General features: G+C 67.6%; 18 protein-coding genes. 13 read left to right on the forward strand and 5 right to left on the reverse strand.

All coding sequences use genetic code 11. The features are described from left to right. Window positions 1–143 precede the first annotated feature (143 nt). Window positions 144–1,250, forward strand: a complete 1,107-nt coding sequence (locus tag IEW87_RS09645; protein ID WP_188712019.1) for an alpha/beta hydrolase — start codon at window positions 144–146, stop codon at window positions 1,248–1,250. Between the two features lie 92 nt (window positions 1,251–1,342). Here IEW87_RS09645 and IEW87_RS09650 read toward each other — a convergent pair whose 3' ends face one another. Together IEW87_RS09650 and IEW87_RS09655 are read right to left on the reverse strand one after the other, a co-directional pair. After that, window positions 1,343–1,948, reverse strand: coding sequence for a GrpB family protein (locus tag IEW87_RS09650; RefSeq protein ID WP_188712020.1), 606 nt, complete (start codon window positions 1,946–1,948; stop codon window positions 1,343–1,345). A 38-nt stretch (window positions 1,949–1,986) separates the two neighbouring features. Continuing rightward, window positions 1,987–2,589 carry a class I SAM-dependent methyltransferase gene (locus IEW87_RS09655; protein ID WP_188712021.1) on the reverse strand — a complete coding sequence of 201 codons (603 nt, stop codon included), beginning with the start codon at window positions 2,587–2,589 and terminating at the stop codon, window positions 1,987–1,989. 69 nt (window positions 2,590–2,658) lie between these two features. On the opposite strand from IEW87_RS09655, the gene IEW87_RS09660 reads away from it, so the two are divergent. The 5 genes from IEW87_RS09660 (at window position 2,659) to IEW87_RS09680 (ending at window position 5,689) form a co-directional block, all read left to right on the forward strand. Next, window positions 2,659–3,198, forward strand: a complete 540-nt coding sequence (locus tag IEW87_RS09660; protein ID WP_188712022.1) for an NUDIX hydrolase — start codon at window positions 2,659–2,661, stop codon at window positions 3,196–3,198. Then, complete coding sequence (locus tag IEW87_RS09665) at window positions 3,195–3,839, forward strand: phosphatase PAP2 family protein (protein WP_188712023.1); 645 nt, start codon at window positions 3,195–3,197, stop codon at window positions 3,837–3,839. The genes IEW87_RS09660 and IEW87_RS09665 overlap by 4 nt, the downstream gene beginning before the upstream one ends. After that, complete coding sequence (locus IEW87_RS09670) at window positions 3,836–4,432, forward strand: GNAT family N-acetyltransferase (protein ID WP_188712024.1); 597 nt, start codon at window positions 3,836–3,838, stop codon at window positions 4,430–4,432. The genes IEW87_RS09665 and IEW87_RS09670 overlap by 4 nt, the downstream gene beginning before the upstream one ends. Window positions 4,433–4,553: 121 nt before the next feature. Next, on the forward strand, window positions 4,554–4,985 hold the full coding sequence (locus IEW87_RS09675) for a GNAT family N-acetyltransferase (RefSeq protein ID WP_188712025.1): 432 nt from the start codon (window positions 4,554–4,556) through the stop codon (window positions 4,983–4,985). An 86-nt stretch (window positions 4,986–5,071) separates the two neighbouring features. Continuing rightward, entirely contained in the window at window positions 5,072–5,689 is a 618-nt protein-coding gene (locus IEW87_RS09680) for a SagB/ThcOx family dehydrogenase (protein WP_188712026.1), read from the forward strand. Between the two features lie 96 nt (window positions 5,690–5,785). Here IEW87_RS09680 and IEW87_RS09685 read toward each other — a convergent pair whose 3' ends face one another. Continuing rightward, window positions 5,786–7,924 carry a preprotein translocase subunit SecA gene (locus IEW87_RS09685; RefSeq protein WP_188712027.1) on the reverse strand — a complete coding sequence of 713 codons (2,139 nt, stop codon included), beginning with the start codon at window positions 7,922–7,924 and terminating at the stop codon, window positions 5,786–5,788. Between the two features lie 131 nt (window positions 7,925–8,055). Here IEW87_RS09685 and IEW87_RS09690 point away from each other — a divergent pair, with 131 nt between their 5' ends. The 5 genes from IEW87_RS09690 to IEW87_RS09710 all read left to right on the forward strand — a co-directional run bounded on the left by IEW87_RS09690 (window position 8,056) and on the right by IEW87_RS09710 (window position 12,328). Next, window positions 8,056–8,478 carry a HEAT repeat domain-containing protein gene (locus IEW87_RS09690; protein ID WP_188712028.1) on the forward strand — a complete coding sequence of 141 codons (423 nt, stop codon included), beginning with the start codon at window positions 8,056–8,058 and terminating at the stop codon, window positions 8,476–8,478. A 265-nt stretch (window positions 8,479–8,743) separates the two neighbouring features. After that, window positions 8,744–9,676, forward strand: a complete 933-nt coding sequence (locus IEW87_RS09695) for an ABC transporter ATP-binding protein (protein ID WP_188712029.1) — start codon at window positions 8,744–8,746, stop codon at window positions 9,674–9,676. Between the two features lie 3 nt (window positions 9,677–9,679). Then, the gene (locus IEW87_RS09700) at window positions 9,680–10,438 is read left to right on the forward strand and encodes an ABC transporter permease (RefSeq protein ID WP_229731070.1); all 759 of its coding nucleotides are present in this window, start codon (window positions 9,680–9,682) and stop codon (window positions 10,436–10,438) included. Between the two features lie 31 nt (window positions 10,439–10,469). Beyond that, window positions 10,470–11,711, forward strand: coding sequence for a sensor histidine kinase (locus IEW87_RS09705; protein ID WP_188712030.1), 1,242 nt, complete (start codon window positions 10,470–10,472; stop codon window positions 11,709–11,711). Then, a complete protein-coding gene (locus IEW87_RS09710) occupies window positions 11,708–12,328 on the forward strand; it encodes a response regulator (protein WP_188712031.1) in 621 nt (206 codons plus the stop codon). The genes IEW87_RS09705 and IEW87_RS09710 overlap by 4 nt, the downstream gene beginning before the upstream one ends. Window positions 12,329–12,571: 243 nt before the next feature. On the opposite strand, the gene IEW87_RS09715 is transcribed toward IEW87_RS09710, so the two are convergent. Next, the gene (locus IEW87_RS09715; RefSeq protein WP_188712032.1) at window positions 12,572–13,084 is read right to left on the reverse strand and encodes a GNAT family N-acetyltransferase; all 513 of its coding nucleotides are present in this window, start codon (window positions 13,082–13,084) and stop codon (window positions 12,572–12,574) included. Between IEW87_RS09715 and IEW87_RS09720 the strand changes: the two genes are divergently transcribed. Continuing rightward, window positions 13,034–13,888 (forward strand): hypothetical protein, encoded by an 855-nt coding sequence (locus IEW87_RS09720; RefSeq protein ID WP_229731071.1) that lies wholly within the window; start codon window positions 13,034–13,036, stop codon window positions 13,886–13,888. The genes IEW87_RS09715 and IEW87_RS09720 overlap by 51 nt on opposite strands. A gap of 11 nt (window positions 13,889–13,899) precedes the next feature. On the opposite strand, the gene IEW87_RS09725 is transcribed toward IEW87_RS09720, so the two are convergent. Then, a complete protein-coding gene (locus IEW87_RS09725) occupies window positions 13,900–14,676 on the reverse strand; it encodes a helix-turn-helix transcriptional regulator (protein WP_188712034.1) in 777 nt (258 codons plus the stop codon). A 123-nt stretch (window positions 14,677–14,799) separates the two neighbouring features. On the opposite strand from IEW87_RS09725, the gene IEW87_RS09730 reads away from it, so the two are divergent. Beyond that, a complete protein-coding gene (locus tag IEW87_RS09730) occupies window positions 14,800–15,606 on the forward strand; it encodes a class I SAM-dependent methyltransferase (protein ID WP_188712035.1) in 807 nt (268 codons plus the stop codon). Window positions 15,607–15,614: the final 8 nt, after the last annotated feature.

A 15,614-nucleotide genomic window follows, 5' to 3' on the forward strand; every position in this document is an offset into this window, starting at 1 on the left:
TCCTGCGGGTGTTTCCGCCCCGCGCGCTCGTCGGAGCCCTCTCGCACCTGCGTCGCCGCGCTCCCGCACACTCGTCGCGGATTCCGCACGTTCACCCTTGTGCGACGATCGCCAGCCGGGCACGCCGCACGTAGTCTGACGCTATGGAAGCCTCGGCAGACTGGGTCCCCGACGTCTTGGGCGACGAGTTCGAGCAACTGACGCTCCCTCTCGGATCCGATGACGAGGGTGTCGTCGTCGCGACACTCGTGCGCGCCGTGCCGTCGACGGAGCGCGGCACGCCCGAAGGGTCGGCACCGAGCGACAATACGCGTGCGGCGCCCTGGTGGCGACGCCTCGCGGATCGCGCGCGGGAGATTTTCGGCGCAGGAGCGGAACCTCGTCCCGATCCGTTCGAGGACGTCGATGTCCTCTATGTGCATGGCTGGTCGGACTACTTTTTCCAGAAACGACTCGCCCGCACCTTCACGTCGCGAGGCGCCCGCTTTTACGCCCTCGACCTTCGCAAATACGGCCGAAGTCTGCGCGACGGACAGACCCCGGGGTTCGTGACGACGCTCGACACCTACGATGAGGACATCGCGGCTGCCCTCGCCGCGATGGGCTGGGATCCGTCCGCGCCGCGCACAGACCGGCGCCTCGTTCTCTTCGGCCATTCGACCGGTGGTCTCACGCTGAGCCTGTGGGCGTCGCGCCACCCCCGCGTCGCGAGCGCCATTATTCTGAACAGCCCGTGGCTGGAGTTCCACCTCAACGGGCGTCGGCGCACCGCGATCGCCCCGCTCGTCGACCTGCAGGCGCGGCATCGCCCGATGGATCGCGCGCCGCAAGTCGATCTCGGCTTCTACACGCGCGCGCAAGACGAGGTGGCCGACCCCGCCGATCCCGTCGAGGTGAACCTCGACTGGCGCCCCGAACGTGCGATGACGGTGTACGCCGGCTGGCTCGATGCCGTGCTCGACGGCCATGCCCTCGTTGCAAAGGGTCTCGCGATCGATGCGCCCATCTGCGTGCTGCTTTCGGCGCGCTGGGAAGCCCCGATCCGATGGTCCGAGTCGCTCACCGAGGTCGACTCCGTTCTCGTCGTCGACGACATCGCGCGCGCCGCTTTGAATCTCGGCCCCGTGGTGACCATCTGCCGCATCGATGGCGCGCTTCACGATGTGTTCCTCTCGCAGCGCGCCGCGCGCGAGACCGCCTACCGGATCCTCGGGGAGTGGGTCGATCGCGTCCTTACGCCGCGAACGTGAGGTCGTCGAGAGACGCGGTCACGCACAGATCATCTCGCGACGCCGCGCCGTCACGGTCGAGCAGTACCGCCTGGAGGCCCGCGCGAGGGACCTCATGGCGCGACTCCCGCCGCGCGGAACGCTCGCTCGTAGATCTCGCGAATGACCGCCTGTTTCCGGGCGTTGTACTCCATCATCGTCTCGGCCCCGTGGGTGGCGTGCGATGCAGCCTCGCGCTTCACTCGCGCATACCGTGCGCGGTCATCGGCGTCGCGCGTGAGGTGGTCGCGGAAGATGCGATGCTTCCACGGCTCGGGCGCATCGGGGGAGAAGACGTGCAGATGAGCCCGTGGCGCGGCGAGCTTCATCATCCGATGCTCGTGCCACCACGGTTCGCGCACCGTGAGCACGAACCCCACGGACTCGAGCGCGGGCGCCCAGGCCGCCTCAACGTGTGACGACGCGACGATGAGGTCCACGTCGATGACTGGCTTCGCTGGCAGTCCCGGTACCGAGGTCGAGCCCACGTGCTCCACGAGCAGTGCCCGCGCTCCGAGCGCCGAGCGCACGCGAGAGGCGATCGTTTCGAACGCGTCCGGCCACGACGGATCCGGTTCGACGATCTCTATTGGCTCGACGACTGGCGCGACGACCCAGGGAGATTCCCCCTCGGGCGGCTCGTCGTCCGAGAAGGTCGCGATGTCATGTGTCGACGGCACGCGATCAGTCTGCCAGGGCGTGACCGCGACCCGTTGGATCACACCCGACGCGCGATAATCGAGGCGTGCGGTCGCGCACCGGCGTCCTGTCGCGTCTCGACGTCGACGACCTCGAGCCCCGCGGATCCGATGGCCTCGCGCAGACGCTCAACCGGCCAGAAGAACGCCCTCACGACAGCGTGGTCGAACGACGCGAGCTCGGATCCTTCGAAGAACCCGATGAGAACGGTCCCGCGCGGCCGCAGCACGCGCGCGATCTCCCGCAGGGCGGGCATGAGCCGCGGCGGTTCGAGGTGGATCAGGGAATACCAGGCGAGCACGCCGCCGTGCGATGCGTCGTCGGCCTCGATATCGAGCACGGATCCGAGAGAGACATCGATGCCGGGGAAGGCCGTGCGCGCGTGGGTGATGAAGCGCGGTACCGGGTCGATGCCCCGCACATCGACGCCGGCGTCATGTAGGAACGCCGTCCAGTGCCCGGGCCCGCATCCGACGTCCAGCACGGGGCCGCGCACCGACGCGCCCCAGGCGGCGATTCGATCGCGATCGACGGGCGACATCGCATCGACTGACCCGAGCAGGTCCGCGTACTCGCCCGCGCGCCGCGCATAGGCGTCGCGAACGTCGTCGTCGGTGGGCATGGCTCCAGTCAAGCGCATCACGCGGGAGCCGGGTACTGCGCGCGGCAGGCCGCCCGGTACCGTGTTGTCGTGACCGACGAGATCTGGGATCTGTGCGACCGAGATGGGCGCCCGACGGGTGAGCATCATCGGCGGGGGACGCCGTTGCCACCCGGGCTCTTCCACATCGTCGCGAGCGTCGCCGCGGTGAGCCCCGATGGCCGTATGCTCCTGACGCAGCGCGCCGCCTCGAAGACTCACGCGCTGGACTGGGAGATTCCGGCGGGGAGCGCTCTCGCGGGAGAAGCCAGCGAAGAAGCCGCGATCCGAGAGCTCGCCGAAGAGACCGGCATCACCGTCCCGACCGCCGATCTCGTCCTCGTCGGCCGCTTCGTCGAGGCCTCCGCCCTGTTCGACCTCTACGTCGTCCGCGTCGAACGAGACACGATTCTCGACCCCGACCCCAGCGAGGTCGTCGACACCGCGTGGTCGACTCTCGACGAACTTGATGCTCACGTCGCCGGCGCGACGATCGCCGCGCCCTGGGTCCCGCGGCTCGCTGAACTGCGCACGCCGCTCGGTCGCGCTGTGGCGCGCATCGCTCCGCCGACCGTCACAATGGACGGATGAATCGGCACCGCGCACTGGCCACCGGGGCCGCGTGTGCACTCGCGGTCGTCGTCCTCGCACTCCTCGTCGCGCCCACCCCCGCCGTGACGACTCCGATTGACGCGTGGTGGCAGGAGACGATGGAGGGGGCCCGTCCGGACGGAGCCGTCACCGTCGCGCGCGTGCTGAGTTACGTGGGCGGGGGATGGGTCGCCGTCTGGCTCTGCCCGATCCTCCTCGCCGTGGCCGCCCTGATCGTCCGCGGCTGGCGCACCGCGATCGTCGTGGTCGTGATGCTGCTGCTGAGCACGACGACGGTGCAGGTCGTGAAGAATCTTGTTGCACGGGAACGCCCGGACGGCATGCTCGTCGACTCCGACTTCGGATCCTTCCCCTCGGGCCACGCGGCCAACGCCGCAACGATTGCGGTCGTCCTGTGGCTGATCCTGCCGCGCGTCCTCGGGCTGATCCTCGGCGCGATCTGGGCCGCGGTCATGGCGCTCTCGCGAACCGTGCTCAGCGTGCACTGGTTGAGCGACGTCATCGGCGGCGCCCTGACGGGCGTCGCGATCGGATTGCTCGTCGCCGCCGCGTTCGGCTCCTGGTCGCGCGCACGACCTCGCGCACGGGAACCGATCCCCGCTCCCGGAGAAACCGGATGACACGCATTCGCCCATTCCAGCCCGGCGACGAACCCGCCCTCGCGGAGATCTGCGTCCGCACCGCCGATGCGGGGGCGGACGCCACGGGGATCCTTGCCGACGACCGCCTCTGGGGTGATCTCTTCGTACTGCCGTATGTGGCACGGCACCCGGAGCTGGCGTGGGTCGTCGAGGCCGACGACCGCCGCGTGATCGGATACATCGTCGCCACGGACGACACCGACGCGTTCGAACGCTGGTTCCGCGACGAATGGTGGCCGACGCACGCGGGCCGGTACGAAAGGACCGGCGCGCGGCAGTCCGAGTTGGTGCCGTCCGGCGACAAGCGCGGGCCCGGACGCATCGCCCACGCCGGTGAGTACCCCGCGCACCTGCACATCGACCTCCTGCCGGAAGCGCAAGGGGCCGGTCTCGGACGCCGCCTCATCGAAATGCTCCTCGGTGCACTGTCGCACCGTGGCGTGCCCGGGTTACATCTCGGCGTGGATCCGCTCAACACCGGCGCGGCCGCGTTCTACGAACGCCTCGGGTTCGCGCGCCTGCCAACGGACGCGGGATCCGTCACGTACGCCATGCGGATCCCGGAGCACTGAGGCCGAGCTGACCTCAGCTGGAATCGTCCTGTCGCGCGTCCACTAGCGTGTCGATATGACGTTCACCGTGCGCCGCATCGAAACCGCCGACTGACGAGAATTTCGCGAGATCCGGTTGCGCATGCTCGCCGATACGCCGATCGCGTTCGGTGAGACGCTCGCGCACGCCCGCGTGCTGGAGGATGACGAGTGGAGGGCGCGTGCGGCGCGGAACACCGAGGGCACGAATATCGGGCTCGCCGCGGTCGATGAGGTGGGGACCTGGCTCGGAGTCATGCGCGGATACGTCGACGCACGGGATGGAGCGATGCTCGTCGGTGTCTTCGTGGATCCGGCTTCGAGGGGCCACCACGAAGGCGTCGCCGACGCGCTGCTCGACGGGATCGTCGAATGGGCCGCCGCGCACGGAGACGCCTTAACGCTGCACGTGCACACCGCCAACCCCCGCGCGATCGCGTTCTACGCGCGCCGCGGATTCGTCGACACGGGGCGCACGGTGGAGTACCAGCTCCCGCCATATGGCCTCGAGAACGAGATGCGCCTCGCGATCTGAGCGCCCGAGGTCAGCGTGGGCGCGCCGGTCGTGTGCACGATTGTGGGCACGGTGCACGGTCGCTGGCAACGCGGCATCATGGACCGATGGCAGACTTCACACGGCTCCCGGAACCGTCCCGCGATGATGATGTCGCCCGCGTTCTTCGTGCGCGACGGTCGACGAAGACCTTCTCCGCGGATCCGCTCGACCTGACGAGCATCTCGGCCGTCCTGTTCGCGACCGGCGGGTCGGTCTCGGGGAGGCGACTGATCCCCTCGGCGCGCGCCACGGATCCGGTGCACCTCACGCTTGTCGCGGGAGACGTCGACGGCCTCGCGACGGGTGTGTATCTGTACGTCGCGGAGAGTCACGCCCTTCAGATGGTCAGCGACGCGGATGTGCGGCACTGGATCGCCGGCGCGACCCTGGACGCGCCGTGGGTTGCGACGTGCCCCGGCCTCATCCTGCTGTCGGCCGACCTCGTTGCCGCACGGCGGCGCTTCCCTGACCAGCCCGCGGAGCACGGGGAGCGTTTCGTCTGGATCGAGACCGGCCACGCTGCGCAGAACGCGTACCTGACCGCAGCGAATCAGGGCCTCGGCACGGTGCTGATCGCTGGCCTCGACGATGATCGCGCGGAGGAGACGACCTCCGGCGTCATTCCGGAGGGACACCGTCTTCTCGGCGTGCTTCCGCTCGGGTTCGCGGGGGAGATGTCATAGTCACAGCTCGGAGTGCGTCCGCTCGGGTTCGCGGGCGCGAAGCCATCGTCACCGCTCGGAGTGCGTCCGCTCGGGTTCGCAGGCGCGAAGCCATCGTCACCGCTCGTCCGCCTCGCGCCGGATCCAGCGACGCAGCGCCGCGGCGGCGCGTCCCATCCGGTCCCCAAATGGATCGTCCCGCAGCATGTAGGTCCAGGTCGCCGACGGCCGCCGGAGGCCAAGGTCCTCGCCGCTATCCGCACGCTCGAGGCGATCCGCGACGTCTGCATCGACCGCGTCGAAGAAGCCGTCGAACTCGCGCAGCGCCGTCCGATGAAACTCGTCGACGGGGTTCTGCCCGGCGAGCCGGCGGAGGTGGATCCCGTCGCGAAGCTCGCTCATCGCCTCGAGGTGGCGCTGCCAGTGCTCGTCGAGCGTAAAGAGCGTGACGGTGCGACGCCGTGGGTCCTCCTCGCGCATCGCGCCATCGCGCACGCGCAGCACCTTGTCGCGTTGCCGGGTGATCGCTCGTGTGTACTGCCACGCCGACTTGTGGCGGTCCAGCCGCACCGATTCGGCGATGCTCTGCGCCTCACGCACGATGCGCAGGCGCGTGCGTTCGTCGACGGATCCGGCGGCGACGACGCGCGCCGAGGTGTCCGTGCGGTTGGCGCGGACGAGCTCGTCCTCGAGTGACGCGAACGTGAGCGTCTCGCCGGGGTCGCCCTGGCGGCCTGCGCGCCCGCGCAGCTGAAGATCGAGGCGCGCCGACGGATACAGGTCGGTCGCGATGACGGCGAGTCCGCCGGCCGCGACGACCCGCTCTCGGTCTCGCTCGTCCCGGCCGCCGAGGCGAATGTCGGTGCCTCGGCCGGACATCTGCGTCGAGATCGTCACGGCGCCGACCTCTCCCGCACGCGCGATGATCGCGGCCTCATCGGCGTCATGGCGCGCATTGAGGACGCGCGGCGCAAGGGATCCTGGCAACGCCGAGGCAAGTTCTTCCGATGCGGCGACGCTCTGCGTGCCCACGAGGACGGGCTGCCCACGCCCCGCGCGCCGCTCGATCTCGGCCACGACGGCGGCGATCTTCTCGTCATGCGTTGCGAAGGCGCGGAGCGGATGGTCGTATCGCGCATTCTTCACGTGCCGTTCGACGCGACCTGATTCGAGCTCGTAGAACTCCTGAAGCTCATCGGCCACGGGAAGGATCGTCCCGCTCATCCCGGACAGCGTCTCGTAGCTCTTCAGCAGATCCTGCACCGTGATCTGGTCCAGCACCAGGCCAGGTGGCGTGATCGGCAGGCCCTCCTTCGCCTCGACTGCCGCGTGCAGCCCGTCGGGCCACCGCTGCCGGTGGGCGATCCGCCCGCGTGCGGTGTTGATGAGGCGGATCCCCTCGTCCGTGACGAGATAGTCAACGTCGCGAAGGACGAGCACGCGCGCGTGGAGAGCGAGGTTGATGCGCGTCAGGAACGAGGTGTTCGGCTCGTCGAAGAGGCCCTCGATCCGTGCCGCCTTCTCGACCGCGTCGATGCCGACGCCCGTGAGCGTGACATTCGCGCTGTCTTCGTCCACCTCGTAATCGGATCCGCTCACGAGATTCGCCACGAGCGCGGTGGCCTGCGCGAAGTCGGTCGCCGCGGCCTCGTCGGATCCCGCGAGCACGAGTGGCGTCATCGCGTCGTCGATCATGACGGCGTCCGCCTCGTCGACGATCCCGACATCGAACTGCGGCGCGGTTCGACTGTCCTCGTCTTCGGCCTGCCGGTCGCGCAGGACGTCGTATCCGACCTCGGAGAACGGCGCGTAGACGACATCGGCGCGGTAGGCGGCGCGGCGTTCGTCTGGCGTCGAGCCTTGCCCGATCCAGGCGACACTCACACCGAGCGCATCGAACATCGTTCCCATCCACTCGGCATCGCGACGCGCGAGATAGTCGTTGACAGACAACACGTGCACGCGGCGCCCGTCGCGCGCCAAGGCGATCGCGGCCATGGCCCCGGCGAGCGTCTTGCCCTCGCCGGTATCCATCTCCACCGCCCGTCCGGCGAGAAGCGCGGTCGCCGCCATCAGTTGCTCAGGAAACGGGGCGTACCCGAGAGCGTTTTCAGTGGCGCGCGCAATCGGCGCGAGTCGGCCGTCATCGATCTCGGTGAAGGCGTGCGATCCCGGGAGCCCGACGGCACGCGCGGCCCAGCGGGGGAGCAGCCGGCGCAGGTCGAACGATGTCGAGTCCGTCCGTCGATACGCCATAGGTCAAGGTTAGGCGCGCGACGGGGGAGAGGAGGTGGTGCGGGACAGGGCTGCGACCTGTGCCGGACGCCTGACGCGTACATTCCTCCCTGTCCTGTCGCGCGGCCTCGATACCGGATACCGTCCATCCCATGTACCCCGTGCCTGACCGTCGGCTCACGCCGGAAGAGAACGTTCGTGGGGCCGTCGAGATCTTCGGCCGCGAGCTCGTAGTCGAGTGGTGCGAGGCCCTGGTTCGCGGCGACGCGCCGGATGACGACTCGCGATACCCCGATATCGCCTGGCTTAAGGGTCATATCGGGTGGCCCGACCACTGGTCGCGCGTCTGGGGTGCGCGCGGACTGATGCACATCGGGCCGCCCGCGCACCCCGAGATCGTGATCGACGCGTTGACCGACGATGCGTGGCGTGTGCGTGAGATGGCGTTGAAGGTCGTCACGCGCTACGACCTCGACGACCCGCATGGTCGCGTGGCCAAATTGCTCGAGGATCCGGTTGAGCGCGTTCGGTTGCAGGCGAAGCGCGCGCTGGGGGTGCCGCCGTCCGCACGGTGAGCGGAAGCCATCGCTGGGGCCGCGGCCGCGCACAACGTTCCCGACAGGATGATCGAGCCAACGGCGGAACACGGCCGGTGCTTCGCGAGCCGCCGTGGGCGGCAGACGACGTGACCCGGACGACGACCGCACGGATGCCCCGGAGTGCCTGCGGCGCCCCGCAGATCGGTTCTCGCCATCCACCGAACGGTGGATGTCAAAATCACCCGGGGATCGAGCCCAATGGGCGACGCGCTGGCCCCTCACCGCTCCGTAGCGTCGCAGCATGACCGCACTAGAAGTACGCAACCTCCACAAACGCTACGGGCAGCGCACCGCCATCGACGACGTCTCGTTCACCGTCGAGGAGGGCGAGATCTTCGGGATCATTGGCCCGAACGGGGCAGGGAAGACGAGCACCGTCGAAAGCATCGCGGGGCTGCGAACACCCGACTCCGGCACGATCCGCGTGCTGGGACTGGATCCCGCCACCCAGCGCTCCCAGGTACGGGAGCGGCTCGGGGTGCAGCTCCAGGAGAGCAGCTTCCCGGACGCCATCACCGTCGACGAGGCGCTCGAACTCTACAGCTCCTTCTACCGGCATCCCGCGGATCGGCGCGAGCTGGTGGATCGTCTGGGCTTGGGCGACAAACGCCACACCCGGTACAAGGCCCTTTCTGGAGGGCAGAAGCAGCGACTTTCGATAGCGTGCGCCCTCGTCGGGAACCCTCAGGTCGCGATCCTCGACGAACTGACAACCGGGCTGGATCCGCAGGCCCGGCGTGAGACGTGGAGCCTGATCGAGCGCGTACGAGAGAAGGGCGTGACGATCGTGCTGGTCACGCACTTCATGGACGAAGCGGAGCGCCTGAGCGACCGGATCGCCGTCATCGCCGGCGGGCGCGTCGCCGCTGTCGACACTCCGACAGGCCTGATCGCGCGGACCCGCGCGGCACAACAGGTGCGATTCCGCGTGAGGCGACCATTCGACCGAAGCCTCCTCGCCGGCCTCCCAGAGGTATCCGACGTTGAGATCGCCGAGGGCAGCTGGGTGGTCACCGGGAGTGGACAACTCCTGAGCAGCGTGGCCGGAGCGCTCGCCCGTGCTGATGTCGTGGCGGAGGACCTCCGCGTCGACCAGGCGAGCCTCGATGACGCGTTCGTCGCTTTCACCGGCCAGGCACCAGAATCCGCTGACCCCGATCGACAGGAGGGCTGACCCATGCGTGCTCTGATGACAATGCTCAAGATCGAGACAAAGCTTCTGCTTCGCGACCCCGTGACGGTGTTCTTCGGCGTGCTGTTTCCTACCGGTCTGCTGCTCGCCCTCAGCACGATCCCAGCACTCAGGGAGTCACCACCGGAACTCGGTGGCCTCCGCGCCATCGACGCGTGGGCTCCGACCGCGCTGGTGTTCGGGATCGTGATGATCGCGGTGCAGCACACTCCGAACGTGATCGCGACGTATCGCGAGCGCGGGATCCTTCGCCGACTGTCGACCACCCCGGTGCACCCGCGGAGGATCCTGCTCGCACAAATGATCGTGTCCTTCGCCTCCGTGCTCGTGGGCGCCGCGCTGATGATTACCGTCGCATGGGCGGTTCTCGACATCCCTCCGCCGCAGAGGCCGCTGTCCTTCGCGGTCGCCTTCATCGTCGGCTACGCCGCTGTGCTCGGCATCAGCATGATCGTCGCCGCGATCGTGCGCACAAGCAGCGCCGCCACCACGACAGGCACGCTCCTGTTCATCGCGCTGATGTTCTTCGGGGGCGCGTTCTTGCCGCGGTACACGATGCCGGAGGCACTGCAGAAGGTGGGGGACTTCGTTCCTCCGGGGCTTCAGGCCTTCATCGAAGCCTGGTCTCCCGCAGCGGGGGAACTGACCAGCGTCGGGCAGCCCTTCTGGATCCAGACCGCGATAATGGCCGGCATCGCGGTGATCACGAGCGCGATCGCCGCGAAGCTCTTCCGATGGGCGTAGCCTGACCTCCGACGACGGGAATCGATGCCGGATGAGCACGCAGGAGACCGAACGACTGAGTTCGTGGGATCTGCTGCAGCTATGCATGCCGTGGCTGCTCCTGGCGATCTCGGGCGTGGTCTACTTCGCGTGGGCGCTCCCGGCATCCGGAGCGGAGTTCTGGCCCGAGGGCGCTTCCATCCTCGGGCTCCTCGCCGCCGCCGCGGCGTGGATACTCGCGGGGAGCACGCTGCCGATCACCCGCCGCAACATGCGTCCGGCCCTTTCGGCGGTCTACTTTCTGGGATTGCTCGGGCTGAGTATCGCCCTCATGGCGTACTCCGAAGTATTCGTGATCCTCACGATCGCGGGATTCTTCCACGCCTATCTTCTGTCGCCGTGGCCGCTGGGGCTGGCCGCGGTCTTCGCGACCTCGGTTGCGCTCAACGGCATGACGATCTTCCTGCCGGATCCGACACCCGAGACGCTCGTGATGTTCGTCGTGATCGTCATCGTGCAGACCGCCGCGATTGGCATCGGGATTCCGATATCGCGTCGACACGAGATCGCCGAGCGCAAGCGAGAGGAGCTCATCACTCGATTGGAACAGGCGCTGCACGAGAACGCCGTCCTGCATGCGCAGCTGGTCGCGCAGGCTCGCGAGTCCGGGGTGCAGGACGAGCGTGAGCGCCTCGCCCGGGAGATTCACGACACTCTGGCGCAGGGGTTCGCGGGGATCATCACTCAGCTCCAGGCGGCGCAGCGTCCGACAGGATCCGCGCGGGTACCCGATCAACACATCACGCAGGCACTGCACCTCGCGCGCAATGGCCTGACCGAGGCCCGACGGTCGGTTCAGGCCCTCGCGCCCCAGGAACTCGGCAGCGCACACCTGCCGGACGCGATCCGCACCCTCACCGAGCGGTGGTCGACCGACGAACAGATCGCCGCGCAGGTCGAGGTGACCGGCAGGCGCGAGCCGCTGAGTCCCGCGATCGAGGTCGCGCTGTTTCGCGTCGCTCAAGAGTCTCTGACCAACGTCGCAAAGCACGCTGACGCGTCCCGGGTCGGCGTAACGCTGTCATACACCGGCTCGGAAGTCCTCCTCGACGTCCGGGATGATGGACGCGGATATGCAGTGGCTGCGGGCGCGGGTTTCGGACTCACGAGCATGCAACAGCGGATCCGCGGCATCGGTGGCCACGTCGAGCTGCAGAGCAGCCCGGGGGAGGGGACGTCGGTGAGCGTGCGCGTGCCGGCGATCGTCGACCAGAACGAGGAGGCAGGCCGATGATCAGGCTCGTGATCGTCGACGATCATCCGATCGTCCGAGGTGGGCTTCGAGACACGTTCGCCGGCGTCGACGACATCGCGGTCGTCGGGGAAGCCGGAGACGGCGCCGAGGGCATCGAACGGGCGAAGGCGCTGTCCGCGGATGTCGTCCTGATGGACCTCCGAATGCCCGCAATGGATGGCGTCACCGCGACCGCCGCGCTCCGGGAGCAATTTCCGAGCGCCCGTGTGCTGATCCTCACCACCTTCGACAACGAATCCGATGTGCTTCCGGCGATCGAGGCCGGGGCTACCGGATACCTGCTCAAGGACGCCCTCCCGGAAGAACTCGCGCAGGCGGTTCGCGCCGCCGCACGGGGAGAGTCCGCACTTGCGCCCTCGGTGACGCAACACATTGTGCGCCAGGTGCAGCGAGCTGAAACCGCCGCCCTGACTGATCGCGAGAAGCAGGTCCTGCAACTGGTCGCGAACGGAGCGTCGAACCGAGCAGCAGCCGCAGCGTTGTTCATCGGCGAAGCCAGCATCAAGACCCACCTGCAGCACATCTACGACAAGCTCGGGGTCCGCGACCGAGCCTCGGCCGTCGCCGAAGGGTACCGACGTCGACTCCTGAGCTGACGCCCGGGTGCAGTCATGATGCGAGTCCGTCCGCGGGGGAGAGGGCGAGCCGGCACCGCCGGCGGGAGAGCAGTTCCCTGGCGATCCCAGGCCGTCAACAACCTAGTCTTCTTGAATCAGCTCGATGAGTTCGTCGGGGTTATCTTCCGGTGTGAGCCCCACGGTGACGTGATCGCCCGTGAGCGGTTCTTCTGGTTTCTGATGGGTAATCCCGTTGCCCATTTCTTCGCTCTTGCGCGCCGGCTAGCGCACCATCCTGACTTCTACGATCCCGGCGAGGGCGGGGTCGACGAACTCGACGCCATCCGCCCGGAATCCATGGCGTTCGTAGAACGCACGAGCACGATCGTTGCCGCTGAGGACCCAGAGCTGCGCCGGTCGGTCTTCCACGACGGCATCCAGGAGGGCGCTCCCGATGCCCATCTCGTGTTCCTGCGCGAGAAGGTAGATCGAGTACAGGTGAAGGCTGCGGGCGGGGGCGAATCCCTTGATAGCGTCGGGGTGATCGGCTGGTCCGGCGAAAGCGAATCCGACCACCTGATTACCGCGCTCAGCGACCGCGATCGCGCCCGGAAGCGGATCGAGGCCGAGAATCGACTCCCACATGCGACGCCTCGCGATCAGTGCATCGTCATCCATGAAGGTATCCGGGATGACACCTGGATAGGTCTCGCGCCATGACCCGATGTGAACGTCGGCGATCCCGTGGGCGTCGTGCAGTTCGGCGAGGCGCACCCGAAGTGCCGGGAGATCCATGGTGAGACGATACACGGACGACTCACGCGTGATTGCCGACGATGGATCCTGGTCCCGTCGATCCGCGCGGGTTCGCAGATGGGCTTGCGTCAAACGTGCCTGATATCGTTGCGCGCTGTGGAGCCTCTCGAAGACGATCAAAGGGTCATCGACGCAGCCGAAGCGCTTGCACGGAGGTTGGGCGACAACGACAATCACACCGTCGCTGCGGCTGTCATGGATATCGATGGGCGCGTCCATGAAGCGGTGAATGTCTATCACTTCACAGGTGGGCCGTGCGCGGAGCTCGTCGTACTTGGTGTCGCGGCGACGTCAGGAGCGAAGCAACTCCTGACGATTGCCGCAGCCGGCGACCGAGGCCGCGGACTGATCTCGCCGTGCGGACGCTGCCGGCAGGTGCTCCTCGATCAGCACCCGGACATCCTGGTCGCGGTGCCAACCGAGAACGACCCGGTGATGCGGCCGATCCGCAAGCTGCTTCCGGACACGTACTTCTATCCGGACGCGCCTGATGGACAAATCGTGCGCTTCAATCGCAGGTACCACGACGAAGTGATGTCGGGGGAGAAGACGTCAACCATCAGGTGGGACGAAGAGTGGCTTGCTGTTGGTCAGGCGACGTTCGTCTTTGAGGGCCATCCGCAGTTCGCGCATGTCGACGGGGCGATCACGGCTGTGGAGGCGACGACGCTCACCGCCTTGGATCCCGGCCATGCCGCTGGCTTGCGTGGCCATTACCCCGCTATGCCTGACGACGCCAAACTGTTGCGAGTTGAGTTTCGGGTCGACCTTCACGGCACTTGATTGCGGGGGTTCTAGGCCTGCGGTAGCCATAGTGTCATGCGCAGTTCTTCGTCGGGAATGTGGAGCACTTCGTAGCGTCGGGCAATCACCTCGCCCGTCGCGGTGCGAATGTGCTTGATCGACGCACGGCGCTGCTGGACGATGTGCTCGGCCCACCACTCCGTGAACAGCGGGCTCTGCGCGCTGAGATCCGCAACGAGCGTCTGCAGCTGAGGGTCGTGGAGATCGTCTGCGTTGGCCGCACGGAGGTGGGCGACGGCGCCGCGTGCGAGCTCTTCCCACTCGACGAAGATCTGAGAAGCACGCGGGTCTGTCATCAGGTAGCGGCATGTGTTGCGCTGCTCAGGCGCGAGGTCAGCGAAGCCGTCGTACAACGCGAGTCCTTCGTGATTCGCGGCAATCATGTTGCTGAATCGGTCCAGAACGTACGCGGGATTCGGCGCCACAGCCTGAACCAGCGCGCTCATCCGCTCGGCAAGAGCGCTGCTGCTCGCGCGCGCGTCGCGCGACGAGTTGGCAGGCGTCCCGCGCAACCGAAAGAGATGGGACTTCCCATCGTCGGTAAGGTCCAGGACGCCCGCCAGCGCGTTGATCACTGCATCGCTGGGGTGCCTCTCGCGCCCCTGCTCGAGACGGGTGTAGTAGTCGACGCTGATCCCTGCTGACGCCGCAACCTCTTCGCGCCGCAGGCCCGTTATCCGGCGCCTGCCGGCGGCGCCGTTCGTCGACGGCTGGGGCGGCACTGCCGCTCGACGAGCGCGGAGGAAGTCGCCAAGTTCGTTGGGCACGTTGCGGTTCCTTCCTGCCCCGCTCGGGTGGGTCCGGGACTCCTATGAAGAGTACGGCCTTCCGCCCTGCTGGTCGGAGTCGGGAGGGTAGGCGGAAGCATCCCTCGCGAGGAAGGTCATCCCATGACGTCATATACCCACGGTCATCACGAATCGGTTCTGCGCTCGCACCGCTCGCGCACCGCGCAGAACTCAGCCGCGTACCTTCTTCGGCTGCTGAAGCCTGCCGACCGGCTTCTCGACGTAGGTGCCGGACCTGGCACAATTACGGCCGACCTTGCCGAGCTCGTTCTCGAGGTCACTGCGACCGAGATCGGCGAGGAGGAGCTGACGCTCACCCGCGCGACTGCAGCCGAACGCGGAAGCACGAACATCGACTTCCGAACCGCCGACACTCATGCACTCCCGTTTGATGACGACACATTCGATGTCACGCATGCACATCAGGTGCTGCAGCACGTCGCCGACCCGGTGCGGGCTATGCGGGAGATGGCGCGTGTCACGAAGCCGGGCGGCATCGTCGCCGTGCGTGACAGCGACCACGCCGGTTTCTGCTGGTGGCCGCAACTTCCCGCCCTGGACAAGTGGCTGAGCTTGTACCGCACGGCAGCACGCGCCAACGGAGGCGAGCCGGATGCCGGGCGCCGGCTGCTCTCCTGGGCGCACGCAGCTGGCCTCAACGACGCCACCGCCACGTCGAGCACCTGGTGCTACGCCAACCCGACTGAGCGCGCCTGGTGGGGAAGCATGTGGGCCGACCGCATCCTGAACTCCGCGATCGCGCGGCAGCTCATCGACTCAGGCTTTGCCGCGCAAGCCGAACTTCAGGAGATTAGCGACGCGTGGAAGGAGTGGGCAGCCGACGAGGACGGCTGGATCTCTATCCTCCATGGCGAGATCGTCTGCCGAGTCCCGCCAACTGCGGGGTGAGTGTAGCA

It is taken from the genome of Microbacterium faecale, from assembly GCF_014640975.1.
GTDB lineage: Bacteria > Actinomycetota > Actinomycetes > Actinomycetales > Microbacteriaceae > Microbacterium > Microbacterium faecale.